The organism is Haematobacter sp. (genome assembly GCF_032102465.1).
Lineage (GTDB): Bacteria > Pseudomonadota > Alphaproteobacteria > Rhodobacterales > Rhodobacteraceae > Haematobacter.
In genome coordinates, this window is sequence record NZ_DAMDHB010000013.1 from 22,012 (window position 1) to 46,057 (window position 24,046).

The 24,046-nt window shown below is 67.0% G+C and carries 21 protein-coding genes; 9 read left to right on the forward strand and 12 right to left on the reverse strand.

What is annotated here, in order from left to right; all coding sequences use genetic code 11:
- The first annotated feature begins 553 nt into the window (after positions 1-553).
- A complete protein-coding gene (locus RT513_RS10110) occupies positions 554-907 on the forward strand; it encodes a hypothetical protein (protein ID WP_290685499.1) in 354 nt (117 codons plus the stop codon).
- A gap of 41 nt (positions 908-948) precedes the next feature.
- Positions 949-1,425: a copper chaperone PCu(A)C gene (locus tag RT513_RS10115; RefSeq protein WP_290685502.1), complete on the forward strand. Its 477-nt coding sequence runs from the start codon at positions 949-951 to the stop codon at positions 1,423-1,425.
- A 304-nt stretch (positions 1,426-1,729) separates the two neighbouring features.
- Here the strand turns inward: RT513_RS10115 and RT513_RS10120 are convergent, their stop codons facing one another.
- From RT513_RS10120 to RT513_RS10140, 5 genes are all read right to left on the reverse strand, one after another.
- Complete coding sequence (locus RT513_RS10120) at positions 1,730-2,488, reverse strand: ABC transporter ATP-binding protein (protein ID WP_290685505.1); 759 nt, start codon at positions 2,486-2,488, stop codon at positions 1,730-1,732.
- Positions 2,485-3,441, reverse strand: a complete 957-nt coding sequence (locus RT513_RS10125) for an iron chelate uptake ABC transporter family permease subunit (RefSeq protein ID WP_290685509.1) — start codon at positions 3,439-3,441, stop codon at positions 2,485-2,487. The genes RT513_RS10120 and RT513_RS10125 overlap by 4 nt, the downstream gene beginning before the upstream one ends.
- The gene (locus RT513_RS10130; RefSeq protein ID WP_179209080.1) at positions 3,431-4,381 is read right to left on the reverse strand and encodes an ABC transporter permease; all 951 of its coding nucleotides are present in this window, start codon (positions 4,379-4,381) and stop codon (positions 3,431-3,433) included. Before RT513_RS10130 ends, RT513_RS10125 begins: the two co-directional genes overlap by 11 nt.
- 49 nt (positions 4,382-4,430) lie before the next feature.
- Positions 4,431-5,366, reverse strand: coding sequence for a siderophore ABC transporter substrate-binding protein (locus RT513_RS10135; RefSeq protein WP_290685512.1), 936 nt, complete (start codon positions 5,364-5,366; stop codon positions 4,431-4,433).
- A gap of 128 nt (positions 5,367-5,494) precedes the next feature.
- A complete protein-coding gene (locus RT513_RS10140; protein WP_290685517.1) occupies positions 5,495-6,379 on the reverse strand; it encodes a YihY/virulence factor BrkB family protein in 885 nt (294 codons plus the stop codon).
- Between the two features lie 59 nt (positions 6,380-6,438).
- On the opposite strand from RT513_RS10140, the gene RT513_RS10145 reads away from it, so the two are divergent.
- On the forward strand, positions 6,439-6,990 hold the full coding sequence (locus RT513_RS10145) for a nucleotidyltransferase family protein (RefSeq protein WP_290685527.1): 552 nt from the start codon (positions 6,439-6,441) through the stop codon (positions 6,988-6,990).
- A gap of 616 nt (positions 6,991-7,606) precedes the next feature.
- Here the strand turns inward: RT513_RS10145 and RT513_RS10150 are convergent.
- From RT513_RS10150 to rsfS, 7 genes are all read right to left on the reverse strand, one after another.
- A complete protein-coding gene (locus tag RT513_RS10150) occupies positions 7,607-11,050 on the reverse strand; it encodes a pyruvate carboxylase (protein WP_290685558.1) in 3,444 nt (1,147 codons plus the stop codon).
- A 114-nt stretch (positions 11,051-11,164) separates the two neighbouring features.
- On the reverse strand, positions 11,165-11,632 hold the full coding sequence (locus RT513_RS10155; RefSeq protein WP_088213630.1) for an RNA pyrophosphohydrolase: 468 nt from the start codon (positions 11,630-11,632) through the stop codon (positions 11,165-11,167).
- A gap of 76 nt (positions 11,633-11,708) precedes the next feature.
- On the reverse strand, positions 11,709-13,052 hold the full coding sequence (locus tag RT513_RS10160) for a S41 family peptidase (RefSeq protein ID WP_088213631.1): 1,344 nt from the start codon (positions 13,050-13,052) through the stop codon (positions 11,709-11,711).
- Complete coding sequence (locus RT513_RS10165) at positions 13,049-14,263, reverse strand: peptidoglycan DD-metalloendopeptidase family protein (protein WP_313533977.1); 1,215 nt, start codon at positions 14,261-14,263, stop codon at positions 13,049-13,051. The genes RT513_RS10160 and RT513_RS10165 overlap by 4 nt, the downstream gene beginning before the upstream one ends.
- Positions 14,260-15,780, reverse strand: a complete 1,521-nt coding sequence (gene gpmI, locus RT513_RS10170; protein WP_290685565.1) for a 2,3-bisphosphoglycerate-independent phosphoglycerate mutase — start codon at positions 15,778-15,780, stop codon at positions 14,260-14,262. Before gpmI ends, RT513_RS10165 begins: the two co-directional genes overlap by 4 nt.
- 216 nt (positions 15,781-15,996) lie before the next feature.
- Positions 15,997-16,464 carry a 23S rRNA (pseudouridine(1915)-N(3))-methyltransferase RlmH gene (gene rlmH, locus RT513_RS10175; RefSeq protein WP_290685568.1) on the reverse strand — a complete coding sequence of 156 codons (468 nt, stop codon included), beginning with the start codon at positions 16,462-16,464 and terminating at the stop codon, positions 15,997-15,999.
- Between the two features lie 130 nt (positions 16,465-16,594).
- A complete protein-coding gene (gene rsfS, locus RT513_RS10180) occupies positions 16,595-16,966 on the reverse strand; it encodes a ribosome silencing factor (protein ID WP_409518407.1) in 372 nt (123 codons plus the stop codon).
- 327 nt (positions 16,967-17,293) lie between these two features.
- On the opposite strand from rsfS, the gene RT513_RS10185 reads away from it, so the two are divergent.
- The 6 genes from RT513_RS10185 to mtgA all read left to right on the forward strand — a co-directional run bounded on the left by RT513_RS10185 (position 17,294) and on the right by mtgA (position 24,003).
- Positions 17,294-17,839: a glutathione peroxidase gene (locus RT513_RS10185; RefSeq protein WP_290685571.1), complete on the forward strand. Its 546-nt coding sequence runs from the start codon at positions 17,294-17,296 to the stop codon at positions 17,837-17,839.
- Positions 17,840-18,265: 426 nt separating this feature from the next.
- Complete coding sequence (leuC, locus tag RT513_RS10190) at positions 18,266-19,708, forward strand: 3-isopropylmalate dehydratase large subunit (protein WP_290685581.1); 1,443 nt, start codon at positions 18,266-18,268, stop codon at positions 19,706-19,708.
- Positions 19,708-20,313: a 3-isopropylmalate dehydratase small subunit gene (leuD, locus tag RT513_RS10195; protein ID WP_088213636.1), complete on the forward strand. Its 606-nt coding sequence runs from the start codon at positions 19,708-19,710 to the stop codon at positions 20,311-20,313. The genes leuC and leuD overlap by 1 nt, the downstream gene beginning before the upstream one ends.
- 163 nt (positions 20,314-20,476) lie before the next feature.
- Complete coding sequence (locus RT513_RS10200) at positions 20,477-21,655, forward strand: endonuclease/exonuclease/phosphatase family protein (RefSeq protein ID WP_290685591.1); 1,179 nt, start codon at positions 20,477-20,479, stop codon at positions 21,653-21,655.
- A gap of 66 nt (positions 21,656-21,721) precedes the next feature.
- Positions 21,722-22,822 (forward strand): 3-isopropylmalate dehydrogenase, encoded by a 1,101-nt coding sequence (gene leuB, locus RT513_RS10205; protein WP_088213638.1) that lies wholly within the window; start codon positions 21,722-21,724, stop codon positions 22,820-22,822.
- Positions 22,823-23,265: 443 nt separating this feature from the next.
- On the forward strand, positions 23,266-24,003 hold the full coding sequence (gene mtgA / locus RT513_RS10210; RefSeq protein WP_088213639.1) for a monofunctional biosynthetic peptidoglycan transglycosylase: 738 nt from the start codon (positions 23,266-23,268) through the stop codon (positions 24,001-24,003).
- Positions 24,004-24,046 lie beyond the last annotated feature (43 nt).

The window sequence follows — 24,046 nt, forward strand, 5'->3', positions numbered from 1 at the left end:
CTCAGGCACTCAGGCACTCAGGCACTCAGGCACTCAGGCACTCAGGCACTCAGGCACTCAGGCTGACATCCGATGGCCGCGACGGATCGGGATCCGCCAGCGGTCGGCCACCTGCCGCGCGCGATGCCCTTGTCAGCGATGAACCACCTTTGGCTTGGGGCGTTCTGCGGGTGGAAGGCGTGCTCGGTTGCCCCCTGTCAGCGAAAAGTCACAGGATGACCCGCGGCATGCCCCCTGCGGGCAGAATAAGAGCGCCATGCCCCTGGCGGCGGAAACAAGGCCTTCAGTTTGCCCCTTGTCCCCGCGTTGTCCCCGCGGGTGCGCGCTGCCTGCCCCGACCCGCTTGCGTGCCTTATGCGGCGGGGGGATTGTGGCTCTGCTCGTTGCGGGCGAGGGCAGCGCTGCGCTTCATGCGGCGCGCGAGGCGATTGCGGCCCGGGGTCGCAAACGGGCAGGGCTGGTCCCGGTAGGCATGAGGCGATCCTGCCCGGCCAGCAGGCATAGGACATTCTGCGCCTTTCCAGACCATGTGCGCGTCAGTATGGTCCCCGCCATGATCATCAGGCTGCTGCGCCTTCTTTCCGTCCTGCTCGTCGCCGCGGGCATCCTGCTGCCGAAGGTTTCGGCAGCGGCCGTGTCGATGGGGCTTCTCGACCTGCGCTATGTGGTGATCTGTTCGGGCGACGGGATGCGGGTCATCGCGCTCGACGGAAGCGGCGCCCCGGTCGAGGAGGTGCGCTCGGATCCCTGTGCGTTTCTGCACGCTCTGGATCACGCGCCGACACCGCCGTTGCCGGGCATGATCTGGCGGCTGTCCGGCACGGTCTCGACGACGCTCGGCCCGCTGACGCTGCGGGCGGGGCCACCGTTTTTCAACCCCTTGCCGCGCGGCCCGCCGCTTTCGTGAAACGCGCCCTCACCTGACAAACGCTTTCACGGAGATTTCCCATGTTCCGCACGCTTCTGGCTGCAACCCTTTTCGCCACGCCGCTCCTTGCCGTCCCTGCGCTTGCGCATGAGTTCAAGGCGGGTGAGCTGACCATCGGCCACCCCTATTCGTTCGAGGTTCCCTCCTCCGCCCGTGCTGCCGCCGGCTATCTGTCGGTCACCAATGGGGGCAGCGCGCCCGACCGGCTCGTCGGCGTGGAGGCAAAGGTGGGCAACCCGATGATCCACCTGTCGGAGGAAAAAGACGGGGTCGCCAGAATGACCCATGTCGAGGCGGTGGAAATCGCGCCGGGGCAGACCGTCACCCTGGCTCCGGGCGGCTATCACGTCATGTTCACGGGGCTGAACGGCACGCTATGGACGGCGGGGGAAAAGATCCCGGCCACGCTGGTGTTTGAAAAGACGGGCAAGGTTCCCGTCGTCTTCAACGTCGAGGCCCGCAAGGACGGCGGCGCCGATCCGCACGCACATCACTGAGCTGTGGACTGGCGCCCTTTGAGGCGCCAGCCGCCAGCACTGGACGCGCGGGCGGTTTCACTCCTCCCGGCGTCCCGGCCCGCTCGGTCTGGGCGGGTCGTGGCGGGTCGTGGCGGTGGCTGACGCAGGTCCGCAGGTTCCGGTGAGAGGGTGCGGGCGCATCCCCGGGACGGAAAGGCGGCAGGTCCGCCAGTGGGCGTGCTTTTGCCTGATGACGCGCATCCTGAAGCGCGCGAGCCTTCCCGGCGGGCGTCTGGTGGTGTGTCCGGTGGCGTCTCTGGGGGCCTCTGCGTAGAGCGCGGGCCTATTCGTAGAACAGGGCCACCCGACGGCCGCCGAATTCCTCCACCGCGATATCGACCTCGTAGATGTCGCGGAGCACGTCGGGGCGGATGACTTCCTCCACCGTCCCGGCGATGGCGACGCGGCCCTCCCGCATGGCGACGATATGGTCGGAATACCAGGCGGCGAAGTTGATGTCGTGCAGCACCATGACCACGGTCTTGCCCAGATCGCGCGTGGCTCCGCGCATCGTCTTCATCATCGCCTGCGCATGTTTCAGATCGAGATTGTTCAGCGGCTCGTCCAGCAGCACGTAATCGGTGTCCTGACACAGCACCATGGCGACGAAAGCCCGCTGCCGCTGCCCGCCGGAGATCTCGTCCAGAAACCTATCGGCCAGAGGTTCGAGGTTCAGATAGCCGAGCGCGCGTTCCACATGGACGCGGTCCCCGCTATTGGGGCGGCCCTTGGTGTAGGGATAGCGCCCGAAGGTCACCAGATCGCGCACCGTCAGGCGGGAGGTCAGGTGATTGTCCTGCCGCAGGATCGCAAGCCGCCGCGCCAGCACGTCGGAGGGCGTCCTCGTCACGTCGAGCCCGTCCACGGTGACGGTGCCCCTGTCCATCGCCAGCAGCCTGCTCACCATCGACAGGAAGGTGGACTTCCCCGCCCCGTTCGGTCCGATGATCGAGGTGACGCCGCGGGCGGGCAGGGTCAGCGTCACATCATCGACGACGACCGTGTCGCCATAGGTCTTGCTGAGGTTCGAGGCGTGGATCATCTGGCCCCCCGGCGTATGATGAGCAGGATGAAGGCGATGCCGCCTAGGAATTCGATGATGACCGACAGCGCCGTGTTGAAGCCGAACACCCGTTCCAGCACCGTCTGGCCGCCGACAAGGCAGATGATGGCGAGCAGCACTGCGACGGGCAGCAGATGACGGTGCTTCGCGCTGCCGGCCATGACATGCGCAAGGCTCGCCACCAGCAGGCCGAAGAACGTCACCGGACCGACAAGCGCCGTGGAGACGGAGACGAGCAGCGCGACGATGGCCAGGATGATCGCCACCGTCTGCCTGTAGGGCAGGCCGAGGCCGATCGACATGGGGCGGCCCAGCGTCAGCACGTCCAGCCGGTTCAGCATCAGGTAGCCCACGACGGAGGCCAGTCCGATCAGCACGGCAGAGGCCCCGAGCAGCGCGGGCTGAACGCTGTTGAAACTGGCGAAGAGGCTGTCCGACAGGACCATGAACTCGTTCGGGTCGAGCATGCGCTGGATCAGCGTGGAGATGCTGCGGAAGAACACCCCGAAGATGATACCGACGAGCACGAGGAGATGGAGGCTCCGCTCCTCGCCCAGAAACAGCCAGCGGAACAGCAGGCCCGAAAACACCACCATCAGCACGACCTTGGCCGCGAACAGCAGGTTCGGGTTCAGAACCGTCGCGGCATGAGAGCCGATGGCGGCGACGAGCAGCGTCTGGATCAGCACGTAGAGCGCGTCGAACCCCATGACGGAGGGCGTGAGGATGCGGTTCGCGGTGACCGTCTGGAACATCACCGTGGAGACCGCGACCGCATAGGCCACCAGCACCAGCCCCGCGAGTTTCAGGCCCCGGAACTTCAGCACGAAGGCCCAGCTCCCCTTGGCCCCGAGCGTCATGAACGCCGTCACCGCCAGCGCCGCCACGATGGCCAGCAGCAGGATGACAAGGCGGGGGCGGTTAGCGGCCATGCGGTTTCCTCAGAAGCAGCCAGAGGAACATCCCGCTGCCGATCACGCCGACCACCACGCCGATCGGGATCTCGTAGGGATAGCGGATCAGCCGCCCGAGGATGTCGCAGGCAAGGATGAAGGCCGCGCCCAGCACCGCGACCCAGGGCACGGCGCGGCGCATGTTGTCGCCGATCATCAGGCTGACGACATTCGGCACGATGAGACCGAGGAACGGGATCATTCCCACGCTCACCACCACGACGGCCGTGATGAGCGACACGATGGTCAGCCCCAGCGCCACGACACGCCGGTAGTTCAGCCCGAGGTTGGTCGCGAAATCCCGGCCCATCCCCGCGACGGTGAAGCGGTCTGCCGCGATATAGGCGACAACGGCCAGCGCGAAGCCGATATAGAGAAGCTCGTAGCGTCCGCGCAGCACGCCGGAGAAATCCCCCGTCGTCCAGGCGAGCATCGTCTGAAGCAGATCCGCCCGATAGGCGAGAAAGGTCGTCGCCGCGCCGATTATACCGCCCAGCATGATGCCGACCAGCGGTACCATCAGCACATCGCGGAGCGGAACGAGCCGGAGGAGCCGGAGGAAAAGCCATGTGCCCGCCGCGGCAAAGCCCGCGGCGACCAGCATCTTGCCCCAGATGGGCCAGGCGGGAGCGAAGAGCGTGACGAGCAGCAGGCCGAGGCTCGCCGATTCGACCGTCCCCGCGGTGGAGGGTTCGACGAAGCGGTTGCGGATCATCATCTGCATGATGAGCCCCGCAATGGCCATCGAGGACCCGGCGAGCAGCAGCGCCGCCGTTCTGGGAATGCGGCTCGCGGCCAGGACCAGCGCCTGTTCCGATGTCGCGGTGCCCGTGAACAGGCCCGAAAGCCGGATGTCCGTCACGCCCACGAAAAGGCTGACCGCCGCGAGCGCTAGAGTGAGGCAGATCGCGGCGGGCAGAAGAAGTGCCGAAAGGACCGACCGTGGCCCGCCCCCGGTGATGTCGGGATTACTCGCCACGGTCCTTGGAAACCGCCGCCTGCACCTGATCGACCAGCGTGGTGAACGCGGTATAACCGCCCGAGGTCACATAGGCGGAAGCCGGGTCCAGATAGACGATCCGGCCTTCCTTCCACGCATCGGTGCGGTGGATGATTTCATTGTCGAGCACGGCTTTGGCCGCGACGCCCGGCTCCGACTGGCCGACGGCGGCATCCCGGTCGATCACGAAAAGCCATTTCGGGTTCTTTTCGAGAATGTATTCGAAGGACACCACGTCGCCGCCGTGGAAGCGGTCGTCGATGCTTTTCTCCACCGTCGGGAAGCCGATCAGCGTATGCAGCCAGCCCACGCGGGAGGTCGGCCCGTAGGCGCCGAGCTTGCCCGCATTGGTGACGAGGATCAGGGCCGTCCCCTCATCCGCCGCATCCGCCTTCAGCCGCGCGACCTTTTCGTCCAGCGCGGTGTTCAGTTCGGCGGCCCTGTCAGACCTGCCGAACAGCGCGCCGAGCGTCGTCACGTTGGACTTCACATGATCGACGAATTCGGCGTCGTTCGTCACCGTCATGTCGATGGTCGGCAGCAGGGCCGCCACTTCGGCATATTTCGACCGCGCCCGGCCGCCGACGATGGCAAGATCGCCCTCCGCCGCGTTGATCGCTTCATAGTCCGGCTCGAACAGGGTGCCGATCTTGAGGTATTTGTCATCCGCGTATTTCTGCAGATAGGGCGGCAGGTTGGAGCCGATGACACCCGCAGGCTCCACCCCGAGCGCATCCATGTCGTCCAGAGACACGATATCCAGAACGAGCACCTTCTGCGGCGTCGCGGGCAGTTCGAGCGTGCCCTGCTGATGCTGGATGGTCAGCGGCTCCGCCATCACGGGCGCTCCGGCAAGAGCAAGACCGAGCGCGGCAGTGCCGAGCAGGGCGTGAAAACGGTTCATGGCGACCTCCATTCCTGTCGGGCCGTCATTACCCCGCGAACATCCGGGGGTCAAAACCAATTCCTAGGGAAAAGATAAACTATCCCGCGTTTCCCGTTGACGAAGGGGTGGTGAAATGTCGCATCCGCTCATCCGAAGCCGCGGGCGGGCCTGATCCCCTCGCTCGCAGCCTTGCCCAGAGTGCCGCGGCGTTGAATCTCGGCGTTTACCTCTGCGCCGAGCAGGACGATGAACGTGGACAGCCATATCCACATCAGCAGGACGATGACGCTGCCAAGCGCGCCGAAGGTTTCGTTATAGCTTGCGAAATGGCTGACATAGACCGAAAATCCGATGGAAACCACGAGCCAGAGCAGACAGGCCAGGGCTGCCCCGGGTGCGAACCGCCGTCCGCGGCTGCCACAGGGGCCGAACCGATAGACAAGGGACAGCCCGACGATCATGGTTGCCAACAGCACGGGCCAGCGAAGCCAGTTCGCAATCTGTGCCCAAAGCTCATCCTCGCCGAAAATGGCGAAAACGGCGGGCAGGAGCGCGATCAGTGCCAGCACGACAACCACCCCCACAACGCCCGCAAGGGTCAGAGTGAGGGTCACGAGCGTCAGATGAACGAAGTTCCGCTCCTCCCGCGCGTCATAGGCCACATTCAGCCCCTGGATGAGGCTTCCCACCCCCCGGGAGGCCGACCAGAGCGCCAGCCCGAGGCCGAAGATCGCCGTCAGCCCCAGTCCGGCGCCCGGTGCCGCGGCGACCGCGCTCGCCTGCGAGATCACGGTTCTTGCGACATCCTCCGGCACGACGCTGCTCAGCGCATTCAGTTGCGCGACGATATCGGCAGGCGTCGTCAGCAGCGCCGCGATGGCCATGACGGCGGTGATGGCGGGAAACAGGCCGAACATCGTGTAGAAGGCCACCCCCGCCGCGATGAGAGACAGGTGGTTGTCGCCGATTCTTTGCCAGATTTGCCTGGCGGAGAGGAAGAAGCTGTTTGCCATGCAGCGCCAAGTCCGCATGGCGCGCTCCTGTTCCCTGCCGCCCGGTTGTTTTCCACGGCCTGTGGTAGGGGGGTCGCATGAGAGTGGGGCTGTTGCTCGCCGGAGGCCTGTCGCGGCGTTTCGGGACGCAGGACAAGTTGCTGGCCGACTGGCGCGGGCGCCCGCTCATCACATGGGCCGCCTCGGCGCTGGCAGCGGTGCCGCTGGAGGCGCGGATCGCCGTGGCGGCGGCGGACCTGTCGCCGCTGCTGCCCGGCTATGACAGGCTCGATCCACCCCGTCCGGCGGAGCAGTCCGCGAGCCTCCGCCTCGGGGTGGGGAGGGCGCGCGCGATGGGGGCGGAGCGGCTGCTCATCGTGCTTGCCGACATGCCGCGCATCGACACGGTGACGATGGCGGCGGTGCTGTCGCGCGGGGGCGCGGCCTGTGTGACGGATGGCGCGCGGCGCATGCCCCCCGCGGCCTTCGATTCGGACAGGTTCGACACCCTTCTGGCCCTTGAGGGTGACAGGGGGGCGGGAAGCCTTCTGCAGACTATTCGCGGAGACGGGCTGATCGAGGTGGCGCCCCGGATGCTCCACGACATCGACCGTCCGGCCGATCTCTATGACTCCACAGGGCGCGAGTAGCCCGCCGGAGATGGAAACACGGCTTGCCTCGGGCAGGATTTCCAACGCCGTCGCGGAGAAACCGAGCCTTCTGCGGATCAGCCCTTTCCATCGGCGGGAGACAGGGCTCGTGCATTCTCACAGGCCGCTGCACAATTCCGAGGTCTCATGCCCTTGCTCTGGAAATCAGGAAATCTGCCCCGAATTGATCTTCAATGGGTAGATTTGCGGGCTGGATTTTTCTGAATCGCGAACGATCTCCGCTCCAGCGCAGACCTGGAAATCCCTTTTCAGCCTGCCCGGTCCGATACCTTCAGACGGTCCATGGGGGTGAAATGCGGGGTTGGCTCCCCCGGCTCACGTCCTGCAAAGGCGAGGCGCGGGGGAGGGCATCGACGAGCGTTCTCCCTGCTGCGGCGAGCGATACTCGCAGAAGCAGTGGGCGTCGCGGCCCGTTCCGTGAAGGGGGCCATCCGAAGCGGGAAAGTCATCCGGCGGATGGCCGCCCGCACGCATCGGATCGAGGGAGCACACTGCCCCCGTCGGCATGACAGACCTCGGGCAGAGGCGGCTGCACGTCCCTCTGGCTGCGCACGATGCTTGCCACGCCTGCTCCGATGAGAGGCGTGGCGTGTCTTCACTCCATTTCGACGAGGAGATCCTTGGCGTCGATCTGGTTGCCCGGGGCGACATGGACGGCCTTCACGACGGCTTCGCGGTCGGCGTGAAGGCCGGTTTCCATCTTCATCGCCTCGATGGTGAGGAGGAGATCTCCGGCCCGCACCTTCGCGCCGGGTTTCACCAGAACGGTAGCGATCGAGCCGGGCATGGGGGCACCGATATGGGCGGGATTGCCCTCGGCCGCCTTGGGGCGCGCGCCTGCCTTCGCCACGGCGGAGCGGTCGGCCACGCGGATCACGCGCGGCTGGCCGTTCAGCTCGAAGAACACCTTGACCTCGCCCTCGTCCGAGGTTTCGCCAACGGTCTGGAGGCGGATGTCCAGTGTCTTGCCGAGGTCGAGCGCGGCTTCCACGCTCTCGCCCGGTTCCATGCCGTAGAAGAAGGTGCGCGTCGGCAGCGCCCGCACCGGGCCATAGGTGCGATGACGCGCGCGGTAGTCGAGGAACACCTTGGGATACATCAGCCAGCCGGCGAAATCCTCGTCATCCACGTGTTCGCCGGGCAGGTCGGCCTCCAGCTTCGCCCGCGCCTCCGCCAGATCCACCGGGGCCATGCGCGCCCCGGGGCGTGTGGTGTCGGGCCGCTCGCCTTTCAGCACCTTGTTCAGAATGCCTTCCGGGAAACCGCCGGGCGGCTGGCCGAGGTTGCCCTTCATCATGTCAATGACGGAATCGGGGAAGGCCACGTCCACGGCCGGATCCTCCACCTGCGCCCGGCTGAGGCCCTGTGACACCATCATCAGCGCCATGTCCCCCACCACCTTGGACGAGGGGGTGACCTTCACGATGTCGCCGAACATCTGGTTGGCATCGGCATAGGCCTGCGCGATCTCCGGCCAGCGATCCTCCAGCCCGAGGGAGCGCGCCTGCGCCTTGAGGTTGGTGAACTGCCCGCCCGGCATCTCGTGCAGATAGACCTCGGAGGCGGGGGCCTGCATCCCGGCCTCGAAGGCGGCATACTGGGCGCGCACGCCTTCCCAGTAGTCGGAGAGCTGGCGGATCGCGGCGATGTCCAGCCCGGTGTCGCGCTCCGTATGGCGCAGCGCCTCCACGATGGAGCCGAGGCACGGTTGCGACGTGCCGCCCGAAAACGCATCCATGGCCGCGTCGATGATATCGGCCCCTGCCTCCGCCGCCGCCAGCACCGTGGCCCCGGCAATGCCGGAGGTGTCATGCGTGTGGAAGTGGATCGGCAGGCCGAGTTCCTCCTTCAGCGTGCGGATCAGCACCCGGGCGGCGGCGGGTTTCAGAAGCCCCGCCATATCCTTGATGCCGAGGATATGGGTGCCCGCGGCTTTCAGCTCATGGCCCATCTTCAGGTAGTATTGCAGATCATACTTGGACCGGTCCGGGTCCAGCAGGTCGCCGGTGTAGCAGATCGCGGCCTCGCAGATCTTGCCCGACTCCATCACCGCGTCCAGCGCCACGCGCATGTTCTCCACCCAGTTCAGGCTGTCGAACACGCGGAACACATCGACACCGGACTCCGCCGCCTGCCGCACGAAGGTCTGCACGACGTTGTCGGGATAGTTGGTATAACCCACCCCGTTGGAGGCGCGGAGCAGCATCTGGGTCAGGATATTGGGCATCCCCTCCCTGATGTCGCGCAGCCGCTGCCAGGGGCATTCCTGGAGGAAGCGGTAGGCCACGTCGAATGTCGCGCCGCCCCAACATTCCACGGAAAACAGCCCCGGCAGCAGATGCGCATAGGCCGGGGCCGCGCGCACCATGTCGATCGACCGCATCCGGGTGGCCAGCAGCGACTGATGCCCGTCGCGCATGGTCGTATCGGTGAGCAGGAGCCTCTTCTGCCCGGCGATCCAGTCCACCACCGCCTGCGGCCCCTGCTCGTCCAGCAGCGTCCGGGTGCCTGCGGGGGGCGGGTCCAGCGTCACGGACGGCGGCACCGGCGCCCGCACCTCGGCGGCGAGCGGGCCGCGCCCCTTGGTTTCGGGATGGCCGTTCACCGTCACGTCGGCGATGTAGGTGAGCAACCGCGTCGCCCGGTCCTGCCCGGTCTCGAACCGGAAGAGTTCGGGCGTCGTGTCGATGAACTTCGTGGTATAGGAGAGGCTCAGGAACGTCGGGTGTTTCAGCAGGTTCTCGACGAAGGCGATGTTGGTGGACACGCCCCGGATGCGGAATTCGCGGAGCGCCCGGTCCATCCGGGCAATGGCCTTCTCCGGCGTCTGGGCCCAGGCGGTGACCTTGACCAGCAGCGAATCGTAATAGCGCGTGACCACGGAACCGGCATAGGCCGTGCCGCCGTCCAGCCGGATGCCCATGCCCGTCGCGGTGCGATAGGCGGTGATGCGGCCGTAGTCGGGGATGAAGTTGTTCTGCGGATCCTCCGTCGTCACCCGGCATTGCAGCGCGTGGCCCTTGAGCTGCACATCGGCCTGCGTCGGCGCTCCGGTGGCCTCGGCCAGAGTCTCGCCCTCCGCGATGCGGATCTGGGCCTGCACGATGTCGATGCCGGTGACTTCCTCTGTCACGGTATGCTCGACCTGGACGCGGGGGTTCACCTCGATGAAGTAGAACTGCTCGCTGTCCATATCCATCAGGAACTCGACCGTTCCAGCGTTGCGATAGCCCACCGCCCGCCCGATCTTCAGCCCGAGTTCGCAGATCTCCGCCCGTTGCTCCGGCGTGAGGTAAGGGGCGGGCGCGCGTTCCACGACCTTCTGGTTGCGCCGCTGCACGGTGCAGTCGCGCTCATAAAGATGGTAGAGGCCGCCATGGTCGTCGCCGAGAAGCTGCACTTCCACATGGCGGGCGCGCAGGATCATCTTCTCCAGATAGCCCTCGCCGTTGCCGAAGGCGGCCTCGGCCTCGCGCCGGCCTTCGCGCACCTTGGCTTCCAGCTCATCGGGGCCGTTGATCGGGCGCATCCCGCGGCCGCCGCCGCCCCAGCTTGCCTTCAGCATCAGCGGATAGCCGACTTCCCCGGCCTCCGCCCGGATCGCCGCGAAATCATCGCCCAGCACTTCCGTGGCCGGGATCACCGGCACACCGGCCGCTATCGCCACCCGCCGCGCGCTCGCCTTGTCGCCGAGCGCGCGCATCGTCTCCGCCTTGGGTCCGATGAACACGATGCCCGCCGCGTCGCAGGCCTCCACGAAATCGGGGTTTTCCGAGAGCAGGCCATAGCCGGGATGGATCGCGTCCGCGCCAGACATCTTTGCCACGCGGATGATCTCCGAGATCGACAGATAGGCCGCAACCGGCCCCAGCCCCTCCCCGATCCGGTAAGCCTCGTCCGCCTTGAAGCGGTGGAGGCTCAGCTTGTCCTCCTCCGCATAGACTGCGACCGTCTGCTTGCCCAACTCGTTCGCCGCCCGCATCACACGGATCGCAATCTCGCCACGGTTCGCTATCAGTATCTTCCGGAAGTTTGGCATCTTCGCTCCCCGCAGCCCATTCCGAGTCAGACAGGCATAAACAGGAAGCGAAGGAGCGATCAATCAACCATTTATGCGGAGCAGCAGATTTTTGCTGCAACGCAGAAAATACTGTTATGTGAGATATGTCCGAAAGCTATCGATGACATCGACATAAAGCGTCCGCTTGAACGGCACGATGTAGGTCAACAGATCGTCCGCGCGCATCCAGCGCCATTGCGAGAATTCCGGGTGATCCTGCGCGATGTCCACCGCGCTGTCATCCCCGTGGAAGCGCATGAGATACCACTTCTGCCGCTGCCCGCGATACCGGCCTTTCCAGACCTTGCCCAGCAGTTCGGGCGGCAGATCGTAGCTCACCCAGCCGGTCTCCGCGATGATATCGACGAGGTCGGGGGAGATGCCCGTCTCCTCCTCCAGCTCCCGCAGGGCGGCGGCGCGAGGATCCTCTCCCTCGTCCAGCCCGCCTTGTGGCATCTGCCATGCGCCCGCCGTGTCGCGGCGCATCCCCGCCCAGACGAGGCCCGCCTGATTGAGCAGCATCACGCCCGCGCCGGGGCGGTAGGGCAGTTCCTTGGCCATGGTTCCTCCGTCCGTCAGGACCACCCGCATGAAGCCGGGCGGTCCGTCCGCGTGTCCTGTGCCGTGCAGCGCCGCCTTACTGCGGCAGTTCGAGCGCGGACAGCCCTTTCAGGATATCCACGGCATAGGCGAGCTGATAGTCCTCCGTCCGCAGTTTCGCGGCGAGCTCGGCCTGATGCTGCTCCTCCTGAAGCTGCTTGCGCTCGTCATCCGTCATGCTGTCGTTGGTGATCGCGCCGCGAAGGTCGGCTTCCGAGCGCATCCGCGCCGCCAGCGTGTTGGGCGTGCCCTCTTCCTCCGCTGCGGGTTTGGGCGGCGGCTGCTCCACCCAGATGTCGGGCGAGACGCCGAGGGACTGGATCGACCGGCCCGACGGCGTGTAGTAGCGCGCCGTGGTCAGCCGCATCGCCCCGTCGCCCTTGAGCGGGATCACGGTCTGCACCGAGCCCTTGCCGAAGGATTTGGTGCCGACGACCACCGCGCGGCGGTGATCCTGAAGCGCGCCCGCCACGATCTCCGATGCCGAGGCGGAGCCGCCGTTGATCAGCACCACCATCGGCTTTGCCCCGGTGATGTCGCCGGCGGTGGCGTTGTAACGCTCCCCGTCCTGCGGGTTGCGCCCGCGGGTTGAGACGATCTCCCCCGATTCTAGGAACGCATCCGACACCTTGATCGCCTGGGTGAGCAGACCGCCGGGGTTGTTGCGCAGATCGAGCACGACGCCTGACACCTTGTCCGCGCCGCCGGCCTCCTCCAGCATCTTCTTGTAGCCGTCCTCAAGGTTCTGGAACGTCTGGTCATTGAAGGTGGAGACGCGGAGCACAACCGTGGAGCCCTGCATGCGGGCGGTAACGGCGGTGAGCTTGATCGTGTCGCGGGTCAGCGTCACGTCGAACGGCTCGGGCTTGTCCTTGCGCACGACGGTGATGGTGATCTCCGACCCGATGGGGCCGCGCATCATGTCGACCGCCTGATCCAGCGTCAGGCCCATGACGGTGTCGCCATTCACATGGGTGATGTAGTCGCCGGACTGGATGCCCGCCTTGTCAGCCGGGCTGCCGTCCATGGGGGAGACGACCTTGACGAAGCCCTCCTCCTGGGTGACCTCTATGCCGAGGCCGCCGAATTCGCCCTTGGTCTGCACCTGCATGTCGCTGAAATCGTCGGGCGCGAGATAGCTGGAATGCGGATCGAGCGAGGTGAGCATCCCGTTGATCGCCGCCTGGATCAGCTTCGAGGTATCCACCGGCTCCACATACTGGGCGCGGATCCGCTCGAAGATGTCCCCGAAGAGATCGAGCTGCTGATAGACGGAAGCATTCTCCTTGGCTTCCTGCGCCACAAGCGGCCCTGCGACCTGCGTGGTGAGCAGCACCCCGGCAACCGTGCCGCCGAGCGCGGCCATCACGAACTTCTTCATGGAAACATCCTTGTCTCAGCGAACCACTCGGCGGGGTCCACGGGCGACCCCCCCTGCCTGACCTCAATGTAAAGCGTCTCCGGGGCCGTCGCGCCAGCGGCTTGTGCATCCGGGGGGGCATCGTTCACGACATTCTGTGCACCTGCGACATTTCGTGCGCGGCCGGCGATATCGGCGGAGAGTTCGGCAGTGCGGGTATCCTCGCCTCCCATCAGGCCCACGGGAGAGCCTGCGGGCACGACCTGCCCGATGCGGCCGTAGGCCTCTCCCAGCCCGGCCAGCACCATCAGATAGCCCGCCGCCGGTTCGAGGATCACCACGTTGCCATAGCCGTCGAGCGGGCCGATGTAGCGAATCGTCGCCGATGCGGGCGTCACCACCAGCGCGCGGGGCGGGGCGGCCACGATCATGCCGGGGCGGCTCACGCCCGCCGCGTCGGGCTCCCGGTAGCCGCGGAGCAGCTCGCCCGCCACCGGCAGCATGAGGTCGCCCTTGACCGAACCGAACGGCCCTTCGCCCGGGGTCACCTTCTCTCCGCCCGCAACGGCTTCGGCGAAGCTGTCGAGCGTATCGTGGCTCTCGATCAGCGCGCGGAGCACGGCGGGGTCTTCGGTGAAGCGCTGCGGCAGGTCACGCCGGTCGGAGATCGCCTGCGCCAGATCGGTGCGCGCGGTCTGCGCGGCGCCGAGGCCCTTTTCCAGCATCTCGGTGACCTGCTGCTGGAGGGCGCGCAACTCCCCCAGCTCCGCCAGTTCCTGCCGGAGCGTATGCGTCTCCGCCTCCAGCGCCGGGGCAATGTCGCCAAGGATCATCGCCGCCTGCGCCGCGCCGAGCGGACCGGCGGGATGCAGCACGCGGACCGGGGCGGGATCGCGGCTCATCCCCGTCATCACGCCCACCAGCCGGGAGACGCGCTCCCGCTTTCCGTTCAGGTCGGCGCGGATTTCCGCGTCCCGGTAGGTCACGCGGCGCAGCGCCTCCCGCGCGGCGGCCAGACCGTCCTCATAGGCGCGGATGGTGAGGGTGAGGGCCGCGACCCGGTCCTGCGCGCCGGTCGCGGTGTCCAGGCTGTCGATCGCCGCCGCGAGCGATGCCGCCGCCGAACGCGCGGCATCGGCCGGATCGTCCTGCGCCCTGAGCGGCGTGGCCAGACCGAGCGCGAGGAGCAGGGGCAGCGCGATCCGCCGCATGGCCGTCCCGGAACCGCTCATCGCCGCACGAGGCTTTCGCCGGTCATCTCCACCGGCTTCGGCAGGCCCATGAGGTCCAGCACCGTCGGCGCGAGATCGGCGAGCCTGCCCGGGGCCAGCGACACCCCCTCAGGTCCGCCATGAAGGATCACCGGAACGGGGTTCGTCGTATGGGCCGTATGCGGCCCGCCCGTCACGGGATCGACCATCGTTTCGCAGTTGCCATGGTCGGCGGTGACGATCAGCGCCCCGCCTGCGGCATCCACGGCGGCGATCACCCGGCCCAGCCCCCGGTCCACCGTCTCGCAGGCGGCGATGGCGGCGGAGAGGATGCCGGTATGTCCCACCATGTCCGGGTTGGCATAGTTCACCACGATGAGGTCGTAGCCCTCCCCGATCGCGGCGACGAGGTGATCGGTCACCTCATCCGCCGACATTTCGGGTTGCAGGTCGTAGGTCGCGACCTTGGGGGATTTCGCCATGTAGCGGTCCTCCCCCGTCATCGGGGCTTCCCTGCCGCCGTTCAGGAAGAAGGTGACATGGGGATATTTTTCCGTCTCCGCGATATGGAACTGCCGCAGCCCATGATCCGCCACCCAGGAGGCGAGCGTGTTCACGATGTCCCGCTTGGGGTAGGCAGTCGTCATGTAGGCGTTGTGGGCATCGGAATATTCCACCATCCCGAGCAGCGCCGACCAGTCGGGCCGCGGCCCGGTGTCGAAAGCGTCGAAGCCGGGCGCGCCGATGGCGGCCATGATCTCGCGCGTGCGGTCGGCCCGGAAATTCAGGGAGAAGAATCCGTCGCCATCCTGCGCGCCCGCATAGCCGCCGATGATCGTGGGCCGGATGAATTCGTCGGTTTCGCCCCGCGCTGCGGCTGCGGCCACGGCGGTCGCGGCATCCGGCGCGCGCTCGCCGCCGCCCCGCACGATGGTGTCATAGGCAAGGCCCACCCGCTCCCAGCGGTTGTCGCGATCCATGGCGTAGTAGCGGCCCGAAACCGTGGCGATCTCCGCCCCGGCGGGCAGCCGCGCCGCCAGATCGGCGATGAAGCCGGGGGCGGAGGTGGGCGCCACATCCCGCCCGTCGGTGATCGCGTGGACGAGCACGGCGAGCCCCGCCTCCGTCGCGGCACGGGCCGCGGCCAGCACATGTTCGATGTGACCATGCACGCCGCCGTCGGAGATGACGCCCATCAGATGCACCCGCCCGTTTGCCGCCCCCACACGCGCGAGGAAAGTGCGGAGGGCCTCATTGGCGAAGAAGCTGCCATCCTCGATGGCGAGGTCGATCTGTCCCAGATCCATCGCCACCACGCGGCCGGCGCCGATATTGGTGTGTCCGACCTCCGAATTGCCCATCTGCCCCGTCGGCAGGCCCACGTCCGGGCCGTGAGTGATAAGCGTCGCATGCGGAGAGCCGGTCCACAGCCTGTCGAAATTCGGCGTGGCGGCCAGCGCCGGGGCATTCGCCTCCCGCTCCTCCCGCAATCCCCAACCGTCGAGAATGCAGAGAACCACGGGCTTTATCGACGGCATGAAGGGCTCCTTGGCTGGCAAAGGCGGATGGCAACGGCCGGGTCGCAGGCGTTCTACGCTCCGCCGCTGCGCAAGGCAACTCCGCCGCCCTTCGGTGACGGTTTCGTGCGGGGGCCGCTGTCAGTGGTCCGGTGGTCAGCGGTCCGGCGGTCGGCGCGCCGGGGGCGGCGCCTGACCGGGCGGGGCGGAGTGCGGGGGGATTTCAGGCGCGTTGGTTCAGGCGCGGTGGTAAGGGGTTCCGGCCACGATGGTCGCGGCGCGGTAGAGCTGTTCGGCCAGCATCACCCGGACGAGCATATGCGGCCAGACCATCGTGCCCAGCGAGAGGGCGGCGTCGGCCCGGTCACGGAAGGCGGGAGACAACCCGTCCGCCCCGCCGATCACGAAGGCCACATCGCGCCCCTGATCGCGCCAGCGGACAAGCATCGCTGCGAAATCGGGGGAGGAGGGCATCTGCCCCCGCTCGTCCATCACGACGGTCAGGGCACCGGCGGGCAGGCTGCGTTGCAGAAGCTCCGCCTCCGCGGCCATGCCACCGCCTTTGCGGTCCTCAACCTCCGCGACTGTCGCGGGGCCAAGGCCGTGCGGACGACCCGTCCGGTCGAAACGCGCGAGATAATCCGACACAAGCTCCGCCTCCGGGCCGCTTCGAAGCCGGCCCACGGCGCAAATCTGCACTTTCACGGCGCGTCATATCTCCCGGCACCGCAGATGCGGCACCCCTCGGCCAAATCGTTCTCACCGTCGTCGGCCAGAGACTCCGTCGTCGAGGCTCCCGCAGGTCGCCGGCAGAACGTCAAGGCAGGTCGATGGCTCAGGCGGCGCGGGGGCCGGTGGGCATCCACATCTTCTCGAGCTGATAGAACTCGCGCACTTCCGGGCGGAAGACGTGAACGATGACATCGGCCGCGTCGATCAGCACCCAGTCGCCCTGTTCCTTGCCTTCGATCTTGCAGGAGCGACCGTAGTCCTCCTTCAGACGCTCGACGAGCTTGTCGGCGATGGCGGCCACCTGACGCGACGACCGGCCGGAGCAGATCACCATGTAATCGGCGACTGACGACCGGCCCCTGAGGTCGATCGTCACGATCTCCTCGGCCTTGTCGTCATCCAGCGAGGCGACGATGCGGGACAGGAGCTCCTCACTGGAGGGCTCTGCGATGGTCCCTTCGGGTGCGGCGCTCAAGGCCGTGGCTCCCGGAGCGGTCTTGGCGCCGACCGCGGGCGATATGTACGACAGGACATTGTCCTCCTTATCTGCGCGCCCGATCCTCCCCGGCGCCGGGACGCTTATCCATTTAACACTTCGACGGCGATTTCTCAATGCACAGCGGCCCCGGATTCGTGCCGCCGCCGCCGCGATTTTCCTTCTCCCGCGCAGAAGTGATGACCTCCCGACGGGCGGGGGTGACGGCGGAGCGCGGCTGGGGCATGGTGCATGGCGGCATCCGGGGGGCAGCATGCGCGACGCCCTGCCGGAAAGCCGCTGACAAACCCCTGCCGGAGACCCTCCATGGATACGCTCACCACCCTTCCGCTCACCCGCATCGACGGCAGCCCCGACACGCTTGGCGCCCATGCCGGCAAGGTGCTCCTCATCGTCAATGTCGCGTCGAAATGCGGCCTCACCCCGCAATATGCCGGGCTGGAGGCGCTCTACGAGGGCAAGAAGGATCAGGGCTTCGAGGTGCTGGGCTTCCCCGCGAACGACTTTCTGGGTCAGGAGCCGGGGTCGGACAGCGAGATCGCTGAGTTCTGCTCCCTCACCTATGACGTGAGCTTTCCCATGTTCTCCAAGATCTCCGTGGCCGGCGCGGATCGCCACCCGCTCTATACCGCGCTGACCGGAGCGATCCCGGAGGCGGAGGGCGAGGGACCCTGGCGCGCCCGGCTGGAGGGCAAGGGGATCGCCATGAACCCCCGGCCCGAGGTGCAGTGGAACTTCGAGAAATTCCTCATTTCCCGCGATGGCGAGGTGGTCGCCCGCTTTGCCCCCGATATTCCGGCGGACGATGCCCGCATCGTCGCGGCGATCGACGCGGAGCTGGCGAAGGGCTGATCCGGTTCCGCAGGGCGTTTCGACAGGGCGTTTCGACAGAGCGGCTCGGGGGAGGTCATCCCTCCCGGCGGAGCTGCCCGTGACTGTCACCGAAGCGCTCCCGGTCCATCCAGTCCCGCAGATGCGCGCAATAAACTTGCCCGTTGCGCGCATCTGTCATCCGGTTGTTGCGCCGTGCGGCGGTGGGTGCTTGCCTGCCGCCGGAAATGCGGCTATGAGAGCGGCCATGAGAGGCTTCGTCTATTTCAATATCCACGACCGCGCACGGCTTCCGGGCCGTTTCTTCGGCGTGGAGCATTCGATCCTCGGGCGACTTTGATCGCGCGGGCGGCGCCGTCACGCGTCCGCCCCATGCGCCTTGCGACACCCTTCCGAAAAGCCGCGCGCATTGCCGCGCAACAGCCATTCCGAACGGAGTGAATTCCGATGTCAGCCGACACCGTCAGCCGCGGTCCCCGCACGCTTTATGACAAGATCTGGGACGATCACGTCGTCCACCAGTCCGAAGACGGCACCTGCCTTCTCTATATCGACCGGCACCTCGTGCATGAGGTGACCTCGCCGCAAGCCTTCGAGGGGCTGCGGATGACGGGCCGCAAGGTTCGCGCGCCCGAAAAGACCATCGCCGTGCCCGATCACAACGTTCCCACCACCTGGGACCGTGAGAAGGGCATCGACAACGAGGAATCCCGCATTCAGGTCGATGCGCTGGACAAGAACGCCCGCGATTTCGGCGTGGTCTATTATCCGGTGAACGACATCCGGCAGGGGATCGTGCATATCGTCGGGCCGGAGCAGGGCTGGACGCTGCCCGGCATGACTGTCGTCTGCGGCGACAGCCATACCGCGACGCACGGGGCCTTCGGCGCGCTGGCGCACGGGATCGGCACGTCGGAGGTGGAGCATGTGCTGGCCACCCAGACACTGATCCAGAAGAAGTCGAAGAACATGAAGGTGGAGATCACCGGGAGCCTCCGCCCCGGCGTGACCGCCAAGGACATCACGCTCTCCGTCATCGGCGCCACCGGTACGGCCGGCGGCACCGGATATGTCATAGAATATTGCGGTCAGGCGATTCGCGAACTGTCGATGGAAGGCCGGATGACCGTCTGCAACATGGCGATCGAGGGCGGCGCACGCGCGGGCCTCATCGCGCCGGACGAGACGACCTTCGCCTATGTCATGGGCCGGCCGCATGCGCCCAAGGGCGCGGCGTGGGAGGCAGCGGTCGCCTACTGGAAGACGCTCTTCACGGATGAGGGCGCGCATTACGACAAGGTGGTCACGCTCCGCGGAGAGGATATCGCTCCCGTCGTCACCTGGGGCACCAGCCCGGAGGACGTGCTGCCGATCACCGGCATCGTGCCGAACCCGGAGGATTTCCCGGGCGCAAAGGCGGAAGCCGCGCGGCGGAGCCTCGACTACATGGGTCTGACGCCCGGAACCCCGTTGTCGGAGATCCCGATCGACGCCGTGTTCATCGGCTCCTGCACCAATGGCCGGATCGAGGATCTGCGCGCCGCCGCCGCCGTGCTGAAGGGACGCAAGCTCGCCTCCGGCGTGCGGGGCATGGTGGTGCCGGGATCGGGTCTCGTGCGGTTGCAGGCGGAGGAGGAGGGGCTGGCCGACATCTTCCGCGCGGCGGGCTTCGAATGGCGGCTGGCGGGGTGCTCCATGTGCCTCGGCATGAATCCCGATCAGCTCGCCCCCGGTGAGCGTTGCGCGGGCACGTCCAACCGCAACTTCGAGGGCCGCATGGGCCGCGGCGGACGCACACACCTGATGAGTCCCGCCATGGCGGCCGCCGCAGGCATCGCGGGCCATCTGGTGGATGTGCGCGAACTGACCGGCGAAAGGGAGACTGCCTGATGGACCGCTTCACCACGCTGACCGGGGTCGCCGCGCCGATGCCGCTGGTCAATATCGACACCGACATGATCATCCCGAAGCAGTTCCTCAAGACGATCAAGCGGACGGGGCTGGGCAAGAACCTGTTCGACGAGATGCGCTATGAGGCCGACGGGTCGGAGAAGCCGGATTTCGTGCTGAACCAGCCCGCCTATCGCAATGCGGAGATCATCGTCGCGGGCGACAACTTCGGCTGTGGCTCCTCACGCGAGCATGCTCCGTGGGCGCTTCTGGATTTCGGCATCCGCTGCGTGGTCTCCACCAGCTTTGCCGACATCTTCTACAACAACTGCTTCAAGAACGGCATCCTGCCGATCGCGCTTCCGCAGGAGCAGGTGGATCGGCTGATGGATGATGCCCGTCGCGGCTCCAACGCGCGGATCACGGTGGATCTGGAGGCGCAGACCGTATCCGCCTCCGATGGAGAGGTGTTCCACTTCGAGATCGACCCGTTTCGCAAGCACTGCCTGCTGAACGGTCTCGACGACATCGGGCTGACGCTGGAGAACGCGGGCGACATCGACGCCTATGAGGCCAAGACCCGCATGTCCCGCCCCTGGGCCTGACCGGCTCGCGGGCTGCCGGAGAGCCCGTCAATGGTCCGGGCGGCGGGACACCTGGCCGGATCCCCGTGCCGGGGACGGGATTTCCGGCCGCCGGGGGTGTTAACTCGGGACGTTTCGGGCGCGTGTTAACCGCGTCTTAGGGAAGTCGTGACATCCTGCAGGGATGCGGCGGCTTCTTTTCCTTCTGCTCCTCGTCACACCCGCCTATGCGGGTGACCGGCTGCGGCTTGCGCAATATACGACCGAACTCACCCGTGACGGGCCGGGCCTGCTGTATCGTGACCTGCTGAAACCGGGCGCGCCGGGGGTGGAAACCGCGGTGCGCCGGATCGTGGCGGCGGGGGCGGATGTGCTGCTGCTGTGCGGCATCGACTGGGACCACGACGGGCTGGCGCTCGACGCCCTTGCGGATCGGGTGCGGGCGGCGGGCCTCGACTATCCGCATCGGCTGGCGCTCCGGCCGAACACCGGCATGGCGACGGGGCTGGATCTCGATGGCGACGGGCGTCTGGGCGGGCCGGCCGACGCGCAGGGGTTCGGGAATTTCAGCGGGGAGAAGGGAATGGCCCTGCTGTCCCGCCTGCCCATCGCGCGGGAGGAGATCGTCGATCACAGCGCGATGCTCTGGCGCGACTTTCCCGGTAACCTTTCCCCCCTGACCGGCCCGGCGGCGGCGGCGCAAAGGCTCTCCACCACCGGGCATTGGCAGGTGCCCCTTCTGTGGGGGACCGGGCGGGTGACGCTGCTGACCTGGTGTGCGGGGCCGCCAGCCTTCGGCGGGGAGACGAGCCTGCGCCGCAATCACGACGAAACAGCGATCTGGGGTGCACTGCTGGACGGACGTCTTGGTCCGCCGCCTTCCGCGCCCTTCGTGCTGATGGGGGACGCCAACCTGGATCCCGAAGGCGGCGATGGCATGCGGCAGGGCATGGCGCGCCTTCTGGCCGATCCCCGTCTGACCGATCCCCGCCCTGCCGATCCCGAGGGAGGCAGGGCGACGGCAGACTGGACCGTGCTCCGCTCCGGCAAGCCGGGGCCCGGCCGGTTGCGTGTGGACTATGTCCTGCCCTCCCGCGATCTGACGCTTCTCTCCGCCGCTCTGCTCCCGCCGGAGGGGGAGGATCGCCATGCCGTCGTGGTGCTGGATGTGGTGCTCCCCTCGTCGCGCGTGGAGGCAGCGCATGCAACAGTCCCGCAGCACTCCGGCGATCCGCTTCCGTCGCCGCAGGCGGAGCGAGCGACTGCCCGCGGGCCGGGATCGGACGTCCCGACGCCTCCCGCAGAGACGGCCGGCGGCATGCGGGACGAGCCGGTTCGGCGGGAATCAGCGGCCCCGTTCTGATCCACGCCGCTTGACCGGCGGAGGGACGAAGGCTAGGCCATCCCGGCGCATTAGGAGGAATTGTCCATGTCTAACCCGTCGCTTCTCATCCTGCCCGGCGATGGCATCGGCCCCGAAGTGATGACCGAGGTCCGCAAGGTCATCGACTGGTTTGCCGGTCAGGGCCTTGTCTTCGACATTCATGAGGGTCTTGTCGGCGGCTGTTCCTATGACGCGCATGGCACGCCGCTCACGGACGAGACGATGGAACTGGCGCAATCGGTGGATGCGGTGCTGCTCGGTGCAGTGGGCGGGCCGAAATACGATGTGCTGGACTTTTCGGTGAAGCCGGAGCGGGGGCTGCTGCGCCTCCGCAAGGAGATGGACCTCTACGCGAACCTCCGGCCTGCACAGTGCTTCGACGCGCTGGCCGATTTCTCCTCGCTCAAGCGCGAGGTGGTGGCCGGGCTCGACATCATGATCGTGCGGGAGTTGACCTCGGGCGTCTATTTCGGCGAGCCGCGCGGCATCTTCATCGAAGGCAATGAGCGGGTGGGCATCAACACCCAGCGCTATACGGAATCCGAGATCGCCCGCGTTGCCCGCTCCGCTTTCGAGCTGGCGCGGCGGCGCAACAACAAGGTCTGCTCGATGGAGAAGGCCAATGTGATGGAATCCGGCGTTCTGTGGCGTGAAGTCGTCCAGAAGGTCCACGACGACGAATACCCTGACGTGGAGCTGACGCATATGTATGCCGATGCCGGTGCCATGCAGCTCACCCGCTGGCCGAGGCAGTTCGACGTCATCGTGACGGACAACCTCTTCGGCGATCTGCTATCCGATCTCGCCGCGATGCTGACCGGCTCCCTCGGCATGCTGCCCTCCGCGAGCCTCGGTGCGCCGATGGCCAACGGGCGGCCGAAGGCGCTCTATGAGCCGGTGCACGGCTCTGCGCCGGATATCGCGGGGCAGGGCAAGGCCAACCCGATCGCCTGCATCCTCTCCTTCGCCATGGCGCTGCGTTACTCCTTCGACCGTGGTGCGGAGGCCGACCGGCTGGAGCGCGCGGTGGAGAAGGTGCTGGCCGATGGCGACCGGACGGCTGATCTGATGCAGGCGGGCGACCGTGCGCCGCTCAGCACCTCGCAGATGGGCGATGCCATCGTCCGGGCGCTGGCGGAGGTCTGACCGGCTTCCCCGGAGCGCCTGCCGCGGCATGACCCATGGCATGTCGCGCGCCCTCCTGCACGTAGGAGGGGGGGCCGCGTGCCGGCGGCCCCCGCAGGCGTGTCCGACATCGCCTTGGCGGCCGCGGCATCACCCCGCGGTCCATCCCGCGTGCACCCCACCGCGCAGCGCCTGCCCGCGATGGTCGGGGGCCGACCGTTTTGTCATGCACCCGTATCCGCCGGTGAGGGGGGCGATCACGCGGGCGGCAAGTCCCGACGCACGGGCGGGGACTTGCCGCTGATATTGGCGTACGGCGGAGAGGCAGTGGATGTCCCCGCACGTGCATCGGGACTCGCGTCGGCATCCGGCCGGGTGCCGCTCATAATCCACAGCGGTCGTTTTCCATATCCGCACATCATGTCGCACTTGACCGGTGAGACGCCACATGGTCTGGCTCCGCCATGGCGAAACCCGCAAAGACCGCCCGTTCGAAGGCCGCTTCAGCCCCCGCGCGCGTCCGCCTCGCGCCCGGCCGGAAGGACATGGCCCGCTGGGCGATCCGCGGGGGGATCGGGCTGGTGGCCGTGCTGCTCGCCGCCGTGCTGTTCTTCTCGCTCTTCAACCCGCCCACAACCATCTACATGGCTGCAGAATCCCGTAGGCTCGGCGGGGTTGAGCAGGAATGGGTGGATTTCGAGAACGTGGCCCCCGTAATGGCCCGCTCCATCGTCGCGGCGGAGGATGCGAATTTCTGCCTGCACTGGGGCTTCGACATGGGTGAGATAAGGCGTGCCATTGATGCGGGCGGCCAGCGTGGCGCCTCCACCATCAGCCAGCAGACGGTGAAGAACGTCTATCTCTGGCAGGGTCGTTCCTGGCCGCGCAAGGCATTGGAGGCTGTGCTGACGCCCTTGGTGGAGACGTTCTGGTCCAAGCGGCGGATCCTTGAGGTCTACATGAACGTGGCAGAATTCGGTGAGGGGGTCTTTGGCGTTCAGGCGGCGGCGCAGCACTACTACAATGTCGATGCCGCCCGGCTCACGCCGCCGCAGGCCGCGCGGCTGGCCGCGATTCTGCCGGACCCTAAGGGACGTGACCCGCGTCGGCCGACGGCTTTCGTCCAGCGTCGGGGGGCCGCGATTCAGGACGGGGCGCAGACGATACGCGCCGACGGACGCGCAAACTGTTTCACCGGCTGAGGCGGCTTTCCCTTCGGACGGGATTGAAATTCCCCGCCGCGGG